The organism is Pseudomonas quebecensis (assembly GCF_026410085.1).
Taxonomy (GTDB): Bacteria; Pseudomonadota; Gammaproteobacteria; order Pseudomonadales; family Pseudomonadaceae; genus Aquipseudomonas; species Aquipseudomonas quebecensis.
Map to the genome: position 1 here is coordinate 2,628,964 of NZ_CP112866.1, position 12,373 is coordinate 2,641,336.

Sequence of the window (12,373 nt, forward strand, 5' to 3'; positions counted from 1 at the left end):
AAGGAAAGTCCAGGTGAGCATCAATCTCGATCAGGCACAGCAGACCTTCATCGTGGAGGCCCGTGAACTGTTGCAGGCCATGGAGCAATCCCTGCTGCAACTGGAGAACGAGCCCGACGATCAGGACGCCATCGGCGCAATATTCCGCGCCGCGCACACTATCAAAGGCTCCGCCGGGCTGTTCGGCCTGGCGCCGATCGTGGGGTTCACGCATATCGTCGAAGACGTACTCGACCGCCTGCGCGACGGCGATATTGCGGTGGACGCCGCCTTGATCGCCCTGCTGCTCAAGTGCGGCGACCACATGCTCGAACTGATCGACGTGGTTGCCAGTCGCGGTGAGGCACTGACACCCGACGCATTGGAGCGCGGCGAGGCATTGCGCGAGGCGCTTGGGGTCTACCACCCGCTGCACGCCGCCACGGCCGACGACGCATCCGCTGAAGTGGACGACGCCACGACGGCCGACGTGCTCTGGCATATTTCTCTGCGCTTCGGCGTGGACGTGTTCCGCAACGGCATGGACCCGCTGTCGTTCCTGCGCTACCTCGAAACGCTGGGGCAAATCGTGCAGGTCACCACCCTCACCGACCGCATCCCCGCGCTGGAAAACTGGGACCCGGAAAGCTGCTACCTGGACTTTGAGATCGACCTGCGCTCGACTGCCGGCCACGCTACCCTCAACGAAGTGTTCGACTTTGTACGGGACGAGTGTGAAGTCGTCATCACAGCCGTCGATGAAGGCCTTGACGCCACAGCGAGCAGCAGCACTGAACTGGTCACCCAGCCCGAACAAGGCACCATGAGCGCGCCGCCCCAGCGCGTGGCGACGACCAGCGACGCCAAACCCCGGGATGGCAACTATGTGCGGGTCAACGCCGACAAACTTGATGAGTTGATCAATCTGGTGGGCGAACTGGTGATCGCCAGCGCCGGCGCGAGTCTGTTGGCGCGCTCCTGCAACAACGACCCCCTGCACGAGGCCACATCGACGGTGTCGGGGCTGGTGGAAGAAATCCTCGATGGCGCCCTGCACCTGCGCATGATCCCCATCGGCGACACCTTCAACCGCTTCCGCCGCGTGGTGCGCGACGTCAGCCAGGAACTGGGCAAGGACATCGACCTGCTGATCAGCGGCGCGGACACCGAGCTGGACAAGACAGTGGTGGAGAAGATCGGTGACCCGTTGATGCACCTGCTGCGCAACGCCATGGATCACGGTATCGAAAGCGCCGAAGCACGGCGGGCGGCGGGCAAGTCGAGCAAGGGCCACCTGAGCCTCAATGCCTATCACGATTCCGGCAGCATCGTCATCGAAATCGCCGACGACGGTGCCGGGCTCAACCGCGAACGCATCCTGGAAAAAGCCCAGGAGCGCGGGCTGGTGGCCAGCGGCGCGGTGCTTTCCGATCAGGAGATCTACAACCTGATCTTCGAAGCGGGCTTCTCCACCGCCGAAGCCGTGACCAATCTGTCCGGGCGTGGCGTCGGCATGGACGTGGTCAAGCGCAACATCACCCTGCTGCGAGGCACCGTCGACCTGGACAGCCGCCCAGGTCAGGGCACGGTAGTGCGGATTCGCCTGCCGCTGACCCTGGCGATCATCAATGGCTTCCTGGTGGGCATCGACCACGCCACCTATGTGATTCCCCTGGACATGGTCCAGGAATGCATCGAACTGGATGAGCACCAGCGCCAGTCCAGCCGCGACCAGGGTTATCTGGACCTGCGTGGCGAGGTGCTGCCGCTGGTGCATCTGCGTGATCACTTCAACCACGAAGGCCCGGTCGCCCGGCGCCAGAACGTGGTGGTGGTGCGCTATGCCGAGCACAAGGCCGGGCTGGTGGTAGATGACCTGCTCGGCGAGTTCCAGACCGTGATCAAACCTTTGGGCAAGCTGTTCGGCGCACTGCGCGGCATCAGCGGCTCGACCATCCTGGGCAGCGGGGCCGTGGCCCTGATCCTGGATGTACCGGCTCTGCTCAACCAACTCGTACAAATGGAAGCCCGCACAGCCCAGGCACCACAGTCGCCACTGGTCGTCGCTCGCTGACGTATTTGCAATTCCATGGAGGTTCCGCAATGAAATGGTTTTACGATCTTAAGATTTCCACCAAGCTGATCAGCTCATTCCTGGTGGTCCTGGCGCTCACTGCGGCCATGGGCGCCTTCGCCATCATCCAGCTTGGAGCGGTCAACCAGGCTGCCCAGGACATCCGCGGCAACTGGATGCCGTCGATGCGCGCGGCGGCGGGTATGCGCTTTTTTGCAGCCAACTACCGGTTGAAGGAAAACCGCCACCTCGGCACCGAGGTTCCGGAGGAAAAAGCCCTGGCCGAGCGCGAAGCCGCCGAGGCGCGCCAGCAGTTCGAAACCCGCATGGGTACCTACGAGCAACTGCTGTCCAACGATGAAGACCGCCGGTTGCTGGACAGCGTGAAAACCGGCTGGGCCGCCTACCTGGCCACCAGCAAGCAGGTGCTTGAATTGTCCCGGGCCAATCAGGAAACCCAGGCGCGCGGGTTGCTGCGGGGCGAGTCCAAAGCGCACTTCGATGAAGTGACAACACGCCTGCAGACGATGGTCGAGCTCAACGATGCCGGCGCCACCGCTGCCGGTGACAAGGGCTCTGCGCTGTACGAGAGCTCGCGTCTGTCGATCATCGTGGCGCTGATCGTTGCGCTGTTGATCGGCCTGGGCCTGGCACTGTTTATCGCGCGGATTATTTCCCGCCCGTTACGGCAGGCCGCCAGCGCCGCCGAACAATTGGCCGAAGGCAACCTCAATGCCCAGATCGAACCGGGCGCCAAGGACGAGACCGGCATGGTGCTCAACGCCATGCGCAATATGGTCGGCAAGCTGGCGCATATCATCGGCGAAGTGCGTAACGCCGCCGACAACCTGGCCAGCGCCTCCGAGCAAGTCAGCGCCACCGCGCAATCGATGAGCCAGGCCACCAGCGAACAGGCTGCCAGCGTCGAGGAAACCAGCGCGTCGATCGAACAGATGAGCGCCAGCATCAACCAGAACACCGAGAACGCCAAAGTCACCGACGGCATGGCCAGCAAGGCCGCCAAGGAAGCCACGGACGGCGGCGAATCGGTGCAGCAGACCGTAGTGGCGATGAAGAAAATCGCCCAGCGCATCAGCATCATCGATGACATTGCCTACCAGACCAATCTGCTCGCGCTCAACGCCGCGATCGAGGCCGCGCGGGCCGGCGAGCACGGCAAAGGCTTCGCCGTGGTCGCCGCTGAAGTGCGCAAGCTGGCCGAACGCAGTCAGGTGGCGGCCCAGGAAATCGGCGAACTGTCCTCCAGCAGCGTGGACATGGCCGAGAAAGCCGGCAAGTTGCTCGACGAGATGGTGCCGTCCATCAACAAAACCTCCGACCTGGTACAGGAAATCAGTGCGGCGTCAGAGGAACAGGCCGCCGGTGTGGCGCAGATCAACACGGCCATGACCCAGCTCAACCAGGTGACCCAGCAGAACGCTTCCAGCAGCGAGGAGCTGGCCGCCACCGCCGAGGAAATGAGCAGCCAGGCCGAGCAATTGCAACAGGCCATGAGTTTCTTCGTGCTCGACGCCGCGACCAAAGCCACCCCACACAGCAGCACCGACACCACCGGCGGCAAGCCGACTCGCCAGCCGCCACGCCCGGCGCAACCGGCGGCACGCAAGGCCTTCGCCTACAACATGGCCAGCGCCCCGGACGAATCGGAATTCACCCGTTTCTGATTGCAGATCATGGATCCGGGCTCACAGGGAGTAATGAGATGGGCGCAGTGATGACTACCCGCCAGGCCGCCGTCGCGGTCGACGAGGATGCGCAATACCTGACTTTTATGCTCGGTGGCGAGATGTTCGCCATCGGCATTCTGGGGATCAAGGAAATAATCGAGTACGGCAGCCTGACCGTGGTGCCAATGATGCCGACCTTCGTGCGCGGCGTGATCAACCTGCGCGGCGCGGTGGTGCCGGTGGTGGACCTGTCGGCACGCTTTGGCCGCCCCAACTCTGAGATCACCCGCCGCTCGTGCGTAATCATCATCGAAGCCAGCACCGATGACGGCCTGCCCCAGGATATCGGGTTGCTGGTGGACACCGTGTCCGCCGTGCAGGAAATCCCGGCCACCCAGATCGAGCCACCGCCCAGCTTCGGCGCGCGGATTCGTGCGGACTTCATCAGCGGCATGGCCAAGGTCGAGGGCAAGTTTGTGATTGTGCTGGAGGTGGACAAGGTGCTGTCCATCGATGAGATGTCCAACCTCGCCGAGGCCGGCCAGGTGCCAGCCCTCGACTTCGACCCAAGGTGAGGCGCGATCATGCCGGATACCACCCCGCTCGATGACCGCGAGTTCGGCCAGTTTCAATCCTGGCTGTACCGCGCGGCCGGTATCAACCTGTCACCGGCCAAGAAGGCTCTGGTGGCCGGCCGCCTGTTCAAACGGCTCAAGCACTATGAACTCAAGAGCTATGGCGAGTACTTCAAGCTGATCATGAGCGATCAGCGCAAGAGCGAGCTGCAAGTAGCGCTGGACCTGCTGACCACCAACGAAACCTATTTTTTTCGCGAACCCAAGCACTTCGATTTTCTGCGCCAGCAGGTGCTGCCCAAGGCCGCGCCCGGCAAAGTGTTCAGGGTGTGGAGCGCGGCCAGTTCCTCGGGTGAAGAACCCTACAGCCTGGCGATGACTCTGGCCGAAAGCCTGGGTACCACACCGTGGGAAGTCGTCGGTTCGGACATCAGTACCCAGGTGCTGGCCAAGGCACGAAACGGGCACTACTCCATGGAACGCGCCGCCAACCTGCCCCAGCCACTGCTGGTCAAGTACTGCCTCAAGGGCATCGGTCGCCAGGACGGTACGTTCCTGATCGACAAACCGTTGCGCAGCCGGGTCAATTTCGTCCAGGTCAACCTCAACGAACCCCTGCCCGGCCTGGGCGAGTTCGATGTGATCTTTCTGCGCAACGTGATGATCTATTTCGACCAGCCAACCAAGACCCAGGTGGTGGCGCGCCTGTTGCCGCAGCTCAAACCCGGCGGCTATTTCATCATCAGCCACTCCGAAAGCCTCAACGGCGTCAATGACACGTTGAAGCTGGTGGCGCCGTCGATCTATCGCAAGCCATGAAAAAGCCCGCCAATGCCGCCGAGGTGGTACTCGCCCCTGGCCAAGTCAGCTTTGCCACCTGCCCGACGCGGTTGCGCACCTTGCTCGGCTCCTGCGTGGCGTTCACGTTCTGGCACCCCCAGCGGCGCATCGGCGGCATGTGTCATTTCATGCTGCCGGCGCGCAACCGCACGGACCAGCCACTGGATGGCAAGTACGCTGACGAAGCGCTCGAACTGTTGCTGCGCCACGCCCGCGCCAACGGTACACGGCCGCAGGATTACCAGGTCAAAGTGTTCGGCGGCGGCGAGATGTTCCCCGAGCAGCCGCGCCAACGGCCAGCCCACAACGTGGCCAACCTGAATATCCGCGCCGCATTGGCCCTGGCCGAACGTCACCACCTGCACCTGACGGCCCAGGACATGGGCAGTACCGGTTATCGCACGATCATGTTCGACCTGTGGAACGGCAACGTCTGGGTCCGGCACCAACCAATGGGAACACTCGAAAAACATGCCTACCAAAAAAATCAGCGTGCTGCTGGTCGATGACTCGGCCGTGGTACGCCAGGTGCTGCTGGCGATTTTCAATGACACGCCGGACATCCACGTCATGGGCGCCGCCTCCGATCCGATTTTCGCCATGGACAAGCTTGCCCGCGAATGGCCGGACGTGATCGTGCTGGACGTGGAGATGCCGCGCATGGACGGCATCACCTTTCTGCGCAAAATCATGAGCGAGCGCCCCACGCCGGTGGTGATCTGTTCATCGCTGACCCAGAAAGGCGCGGAAACCTCTCTGCAGGCGTTGTCGGCCGGCGCGGTGGATATCATCACCAAGCCCACCACGGGCCTGAAAAACTTCCTGATTGAATCCGGCCCCGAGTTGGTAGCGGCGATTCGTGCGGCGGCCAATTCCAACGTCAAGAACCTGGGCAAGCGCATCGCCAGGCCGACACCGGCACCCGCCCCCGCCGGCAAGCTCACAGCCGATGCGATCCTGCCCGCCGCCAACGGCCAGGCCATGGCGCAGACCACCGAGCGCATCGTCGCCATCGGTACGTCCACGGGCGGCACCCAGGCCCTGGAAGCGGTGCTCACGGCGCTGCCGAGGGTGTGCCCGGGCATGGTGATCGTGCAGCACATGCCTGAGAAGTTCACCGCTTCCTTCGCCGAACGCCTCAACGGCGTGTGCCAGATCGAAGTGCGTGAAGCGCGCAACAACGACCGTATTCTCCCGGGCCTGGCCTTGATTGCCCCCGGCGGCAAACACCTGATGGTCACACGCAGCGGCGCCTACTATCACGCTCAGGTGATTGACGGGCCGCTGGTCAACCGCCATCGGCCGTCGGTGGATGTGCTGTTTCGCTCGGTGGCCAAATTCGCCGGCAAGAACGCCACGGGCATCATCATGACCGGCATGGGCGACGACGGCGCCCGCGGCCTCAAGGAAATGCTTGATGCCGGCGCCGCCACGGTAGCCCAGGACGAGGCCAGCTGCGTGGTGTTCGGCATGCCCAAGGAAGCCATCAAGCTCAACGCCGCCCAGCGCATCATGGCGTTGCAGGATATTCACCAGGCGATTTTGCACAAGTAAGGCCGGCCGGCTGCGACGGCGCGCAATCGCAGCGCAAAACGTGATGCCGAGGCATAGCCGCAGGCGCCGGCTACTTCACCGACCGGGTATGGCCGCGAGCAACTGATCCCAAGCCTGCGAGGTGTGCGTGTCCAGCGGTACGCGCGGATCGATGGTTGATACGCTGCGAGCTGAGGATCAGTTGGTTGAACTGCTCTGTCGCGTCGGTGCAATCAGCCGAATCATGGCTTGTCAGCGTGTGCCTGTGTTGCTAGTGTCGTTTTATGACAAATTATTACCTCACCTCGACCACCCCTACCACGACCGCTGAAAGCGGCGCGTACGAGGTGTCGTGAGCGTATAGCCAACGAACTTCAAAGGCCCGCCAGCAATGGACAGGGCCTTTTTTGTGCCTTGTGTTGCTGGTGTTAATGCAAGGAGCTGCACCCATGTATGCACTGTTGGTACTCGATATCCAAGTCGGCCTGGTTCACGGCCCGGAAAAACCCTGGCGTTGCGGCATATTGCTGGACACCCTGAACAGCCTGATGGAGCAAGCTCGACGCGCGGGCGCTCCGATTTTTCTCGCTCGCCACGTCGGACCTGCGGAGTCGCCGATGGCGCCGGACAACCCGCTCACGATGCTGGCATCGGAGCTGATACTTTCAGGTGCAGAGGTGGTTTTTGAAAAACAGCGGCCCAACGCCTTTGTCCAGACCGACCTGGCGGACAATTTGCGCGCTCACGGCGCTACGGGCGTAGTGATTACAGGCATGAAAACTCAGTATTGCGTCGACAGCACGTGCCGCGCCGCGCGTGATCTTGGATTCGATGCGATGCTCATCGCTGATGGGCACACCTGCTCGGACACAGCAGCGATGCAGGCCAGGGACATCGTAGCCCACCACAATGCAACGTTGCATGGGCCGTTCTGCCAGGTGATCAATGCTGAGGATTGGCGCTTCTAGACAGCGATAGCCATTGCGGGGAGCAAGCGGGCGCCCTCCCCGCACATGACACATCAGTTGTCCGGGTGCTCACTGGCAACCGAATCAGCCGCGTCGACATCCGACATGTCCTCCTCCAGCGGAGCCTCGTCATCCGGTGGCAATGGCACTGCGTCGTCGCCCTTACGCGGGTCGTGCCCGGTCTCGTTGTCGGTGCCCCGCGTCACGGCCTGCTGTGAAAGATTGCCCGGTGCGTTCTCATCGATTTCCATGCTGGTTCTCCGTTGATGACTGAGCCACGGAATATCCGCGCCTACCCATCAGAGGCGGCATGCAACGGCGAGTGCCGGGCTCTGGACGAACGGTGCAAAGCCTCGTGAACGCCAAGGTTGGTGAGGCAAAAAGCGCTGATTCAGCCTTTGAGGTTTCTCACGCTGCCAAAGGTCGCCTCGGTGCGCGCGTGCTCCAACACACTCATGGGCATCGGCGTGCGCGTGACGCTGATGACCGGCTTTTGCACGATCGCTCGTTCAGGGTTCGCCAGACGTTCATCGCTGGGCGGTACGCCGAAATATTCTCGATAACATTTGGAAAAGTGCGGTGTGGACACAAAGCCACAGAGCAACGCCAGCTCGACGATTGAGATCGGCGTCTGCTTGAGCAATTGGCGAGCCCGAATCAACCGCAGCCGCAGGTAATAGCGTGAGGGTGAGCAGTGCAAATACTTCTGGAACATGCGCTCAAGCTGTCGACGGGAAAGGTCTACATACTGCGCCAGATGGTCCAGCTCGAGCGGCTCCTCCAGATTCGCCTCCATCAGCGTCACGATTTCCTGCAACTTGGGTTGCTGGGTGCCCAGCATGTGCTTGAGGGGGATGCGCTGATGGTCTTGCTCATTGCGCATGCGCTCGTAGACGAACATGTCCGAAATCGCCGCTGAGAGTTCGTACCCGTGATCGAGGCCGATCAGTTGCAGCATCATGTCCATCGGCGCGGTTCCGCCGGAACTGGTGAGCCGATCCCGGTCGAGGGTAAACAGGCTCGGGCTGACGGTCACGCGCGGAAAAGCCTCTTGCATGGCCGCCAACCATTCCCAGTGGACGCTGCATTCGAAACCGTCCAACAGTCCCGCTCGAGCCAATACCCAACTGCCGGTACAAATGCCGCCCAGGCGTTTGGCGTAGCGCGCTTGTGTGCGCAGCCACTTGACCAGCTCGGGGGTCACCGTGTTTTGAATGCCCGTGCCGCCGCACACAAGAACGCTGTCGGCCGACGGCGCGGTGCCGACGGCACTGTCGGGCGTGATAGGCACGCCATCGCTGGCCCAAATGGGCGCTCCATCAATACTGGCGGTGTACCAACGATAGAGCTCCTGCCCCGACAGTTGGTTGGCCATGCGCAGCGGCTCTACCGCAGACGCCAATGAGATCAGCGTGAACTGATCCAGCAGCACAAACAGGACGCAGGTAACAGGCCGCGCGCTCATGGTGGCGACACCACGGGCAGCGCCCCGCCTACTGGCGCAGCTTGGCGTGCAGTGACCACACCCACCAGCGCAATCAGCAACGCCAGCCCGATCGTGGATGACACCTCAAGGCGATGCTCGGGCGTCAACAGCATCACGCCCAGCGCAGCGCAAATGAATGCGATGACCAGCCAGGTGAGCCACGGAAACAGCCACATTTTGAACGTCAGTGTGACCTTGCGACGCTGCATGACCTTGCGCATACGCAGTTGCGAAACGGCGATGACCAGGTACACCAACAACGCGATAGCTCCGGAACTGGCCAACAGAAACTGGAACAGCCCGGCCGGCATGAAATAGCTGAGCAACGTCACGCCAGCCCCCAGCACGGTGCTGGCGATCACTGCGGCCCTGGGAACACTGGCTGCGGACGTGCGTTTCATCAGCGTCGGCGCATCCCCGCGCTTGCCCAAGGAATACAACATGCGCGAAGCGATGTAGATGGAAGAGTTCATGCAACTGGCCACGGCGATCAGCACCACCCCATCCACCAGCAATTTGGCGTGGGGAATATTCATCAATTCCAGCGCCCGTTGATAGGAACCTACCGAAGCCAGCAGCGGGTCATTCCACGGCACGACGGAAATCACCACGAAGATCGACAGCACATAGAACACGCCGATTCGCCACATCACCGAACGGGTGGCGCGGGCAATGTTCTGCGCGGGATTATCGGACTCCGCCGCCGCGATGGTGACGGCTTCCGTCCCGATAAAGCTGAACATGATGGTAATGAACGCGCCGACCACTGCTGAAAGGCCATTGGGCGCGAAACCGCCATGTTCTTGCATCAATCGACTCAAACCGCTGGCTTCGTGCTCTGGAATCCAGCCCATCAATACCGCGCATCCGAGACCGATAAAGCCGATGATTGCGACGACCTTGGCCATGGCAAACCAGAACTCGAATTCGCCGTACTTGGAGACACTGAACAAATTGGTGACCACCAACAAAAAGATCGACAACAAGGCGAACAGCCAAGCGTCGATCTGCGGGAACCACTGGTTCAAAATATGCCCGGCGGCCAGGGCTTCGATGGGGATTACCAACACCCAGAACCACCAGTACAGCCAACCGATCGTAAACCCGGCCCAGCGGCCGATGGCCTGGTCGGCATAGGTGGAGAAAGAGCCGGTGTCCGGGTTGGCCACCGCCATTTCCCCCAGCATGCGCATGACCAGCACTACCAACAGGCCGGAAAAGAAATACGCCAGCATCACCGCCGGGCCCGCAGCCGCGATTGCATGCCCGGACCCTACGAACAACCCAGCGCCGATAATGCCTGCAATGGAGAGCATGGTGACATGCCGCGGCTTGAAGCCTTGCGCCAGCTGGCCGTTCGAATCCTTGGAACTCAGGCTATTCATCGTTTTTTTTATTCTCTGTGATCGACATTCAGACGTGCTGACCAGAAGGTCAGGCGATCATCATTTCTCAATGACGGGTCACAGTACGCGGCCGGTCGCCACCTAAAACAGCCTCATTGCGTCATCCGATCGCCTGATAGCGACACCGAAATCCTACCGGCACCTTTCCTGACCGGGTCGAGTTGGATCCAAATTATTGGAACGCCGGCGTCTTTCAGGAATCTTCTAGAGCAGAGAGCGCAAAGCTCCATGAGAAGGCTTAAAGCCAGCAAGACCTTGTGTGTGGAGTATGAAGAATGGTCGATTTCAACAAACAACTGCCCGCCGCGGTGAGCCGCCAGGTGGACAAAATCATGGCTGAAATTCAAAAGGCAGGATCAATGATCATGGCGGTGAAGGCCGGAGCGCGGGCCAATGGTTTAGTTATCGGCTTGCTGTGTTCGGGCAGCATTACCGATGAGACGGCGCAAGCGTTGCAGTCGGCGTTCGATGCGGCGACCGAAAAGAAGCTCAAGGAACTGTCCGTATGGTCTGCGCCTCAGCATTGAGCATTGATCGGAGTATCAGCCTACCCCCATTGCCTTGGCTCGACATAGCTGAGGCGATCAGCCCCGCCTCGTGCACAACGGCTCGCGGTCTATCTATAACCCTGAGGTAAACATGTCGCCCTTCGATATTCAGCGAATGTTATTGGATGAGTTCCCGCTGTCGTTTTTGCTGGAGGTTGTACTTCGAGCAGCGTTTGCCTTCCTGGCTGTTTTTCTATTTTTGAAGTCCAGCGGCCGTCGAGGAATCCGGCAGTTATCGCTTTTTGAACTCGTGGTTATCTTGACGCTGGGCTCGGCCGCCGGCGATGTATCTTTTTATCACGACGTGCCGCTGTTACCCGTTGCAGTGGTATTTCTCACCCTCCTGGTTCTATATCGCATGACCGTCCTGATCATGACAAAGAGCAAGCGATTCGAGTCATGGATTGACGGCGTGCCCGTAACGGTCATTAAAAACGGCCTTTATGAATTAAAGTCCCTGGAGCAGGTGAACATATCATCGAGTGAGTTATTGATGGAGTTACGGCAGCAGGGTGTAGAGCACTTGGGGCAAGTCAGGCTGGGGCTCGTCGAAACGGATGGGGACATCAGTCTGTATTTTTATGAACCGCAGGATATACAACCAGGATTATCTGTACTGCCCCTTGAACACCGCACCGAATACCACATCGCTCCCGCGTCAGCGCTGTATTGCTGCGTAAATTGTGGTCTGCCGCGCGATCTCCAGCAGGGGCAACACGCTCGTTGCGTGCGATGCGATAAAGAAGTGTGGTCAACGGCCTTGACCACGCGACGTTGTCGATAAGTGACTCTGGTCGCCAACTGACAGCCACACCCGCGAAAAAAAGCCCGCACAATGTGCGGGCGAAACAGGAGTTGGACTTAGAGTCTGCCCGTACCAACAGGCATACAGTCTTAGAAAATAAAGAGTGTTCATCAGATCCATTTTTCTCCAAGAGTGCCGACGAGCGGCACCGTTAAAGCGAAGCGACAAAGTTGTACAAATCATCCATATAAGTATAAGAAAATATTCTGAACCTTCGATTTTGAATCAAGAACAAAGGTGTTTTAGAAGGAGCTAAAATGCCGAACTTGTTATACATCATCGAATAAGCAAACCACTGGCTGAGCGCTATGGCATCGAAAACGTAAAGTGGCGTATCTCAGGCGATGTGCCCTTTATACCGAAGCCATACGTGCCGTCTTAGGTGTGCAGCAGAAGCAGACCGATGACTACCGGTCGCCTGCTCGCACCACGGTGGTGCTTGAAACATGCTTTTCTGAGAAACTGAAACCC

Annotated in this window: 12 protein-coding genes; 9 read left to right on the plus strand and 3 right to left on the minus strand. The window is 60.3% G+C overall.

All coding sequences use genetic code 11. The features are described 5' to 3' along the window. Nucleotides 1-13 precede the first annotated feature (13 nt). From OSC50_RS12265 to OSC50_RS12295, 7 genes are all read left to right on the plus strand, one after another. Nucleotides 14-2,053, plus strand: a complete 2,040-nt coding sequence (locus tag OSC50_RS12265) for a chemotaxis protein CheA (protein ID WP_266249284.1) — start codon at nt 14-16, stop codon at nt 2,051-2,053. Between the two features lie 29 nt (nt 2,054-2,082). After that, nucleotides 2,083-3,738, plus strand: coding sequence for a methyl-accepting chemotaxis protein (locus OSC50_RS12270; protein WP_266249282.1), 1,656 nt, complete (start codon nt 2,083-2,085; stop codon nt 3,736-3,738). Nucleotides 3,739-3,776: 38 nt separating this feature from the next. Further along, nucleotides 3,777-4,316 (plus strand): chemotaxis protein CheW, encoded by a 540-nt coding sequence (locus OSC50_RS12275; RefSeq protein ID WP_181079524.1) that lies wholly within the window; start codon nt 3,777-3,779, stop codon nt 4,314-4,316. 9 nt (nt 4,317-4,325) lie between these two features. Continuing rightward, nucleotides 4,326-5,135 carry a CheR family methyltransferase gene (locus tag OSC50_RS12280; RefSeq protein ID WP_181079525.1) on the plus strand — a complete coding sequence of 270 codons (810 nt, stop codon included), beginning with the start codon at nt 4,326-4,328 and terminating at the stop codon, nt 5,133-5,135. Continuing rightward, complete coding sequence (cheD, locus tag OSC50_RS12285; RefSeq protein ID WP_181079526.1) at nt 5,132-5,665, plus strand: chemoreceptor glutamine deamidase CheD; 534 nt, start codon at nt 5,132-5,134, stop codon at nt 5,663-5,665. The genes OSC50_RS12280 and cheD overlap by 4 nt, the downstream gene beginning before the upstream one ends. After that, on the plus strand, nt 5,628-6,710 hold the full coding sequence (locus OSC50_RS12290) for a protein-glutamate methylesterase/protein-glutamine glutaminase (protein ID WP_181079527.1): 1,083 nt from the start codon (nt 5,628-5,630) through the stop codon (nt 6,708-6,710). The genes cheD and OSC50_RS12290 overlap by 38 nt, the downstream gene beginning before the upstream one ends. Nucleotides 6,711-7,138: 428 nt before the next feature. Further along, on the plus strand, nt 7,139-7,657 hold the full coding sequence (locus OSC50_RS12295) for an isochorismatase family protein (protein ID WP_266249279.1): 519 nt from the start codon (nt 7,139-7,141) through the stop codon (nt 7,655-7,657). A gap of 53 nt (nt 7,658-7,710) precedes the next feature. Here OSC50_RS12295 and OSC50_RS12300 read toward each other — a convergent pair whose 3' ends face one another. From OSC50_RS12300 to gabP, 3 genes are all read right to left on the minus strand, one after another. Then, complete coding sequence (locus tag OSC50_RS12300; protein ID WP_181079529.1) at nt 7,711-7,908, minus strand: hypothetical protein; 198 nt, start codon at nt 7,906-7,908, stop codon at nt 7,711-7,713. A gap of 140 nt (nt 7,909-8,048) precedes the next feature. Beyond that, on the minus strand, nt 8,049-9,122 hold the full coding sequence (gbdR, locus tag OSC50_RS12305; RefSeq protein WP_181079530.1) for a choline metabolism transcriptional regulator GbdR: 1,074 nt from the start codon (nt 9,120-9,122) through the stop codon (nt 8,049-8,051). After that, nucleotides 9,119-10,528, minus strand: a complete 1,410-nt coding sequence (gene gabP, locus OSC50_RS12310; protein WP_266249277.1) for a GABA permease — start codon at nt 10,526-10,528, stop codon at nt 9,119-9,121. The genes gbdR and gabP overlap by 4 nt, the downstream gene beginning before the upstream one ends. A 296-nt stretch (nt 10,529-10,824) precedes the next feature. Between gabP and OSC50_RS12315 the strand changes: the two genes are divergently transcribed. Next, nucleotides 10,825-11,076, plus strand: a complete 252-nt coding sequence (locus OSC50_RS12315) for a hypothetical protein (protein WP_266249275.1) — start codon at nt 10,825-10,827, stop codon at nt 11,074-11,076. A 112-nt stretch (nt 11,077-11,188) separates the two neighbouring features. Beyond that, a complete protein-coding gene (locus OSC50_RS12320) occupies nt 11,189-11,881 on the plus strand; it encodes a DUF421 domain-containing protein (RefSeq protein WP_253507459.1) in 693 nt (230 codons plus the stop codon). The last annotated feature ends 492 nt before the right edge of the window (nt 11,882-12,373 follow it).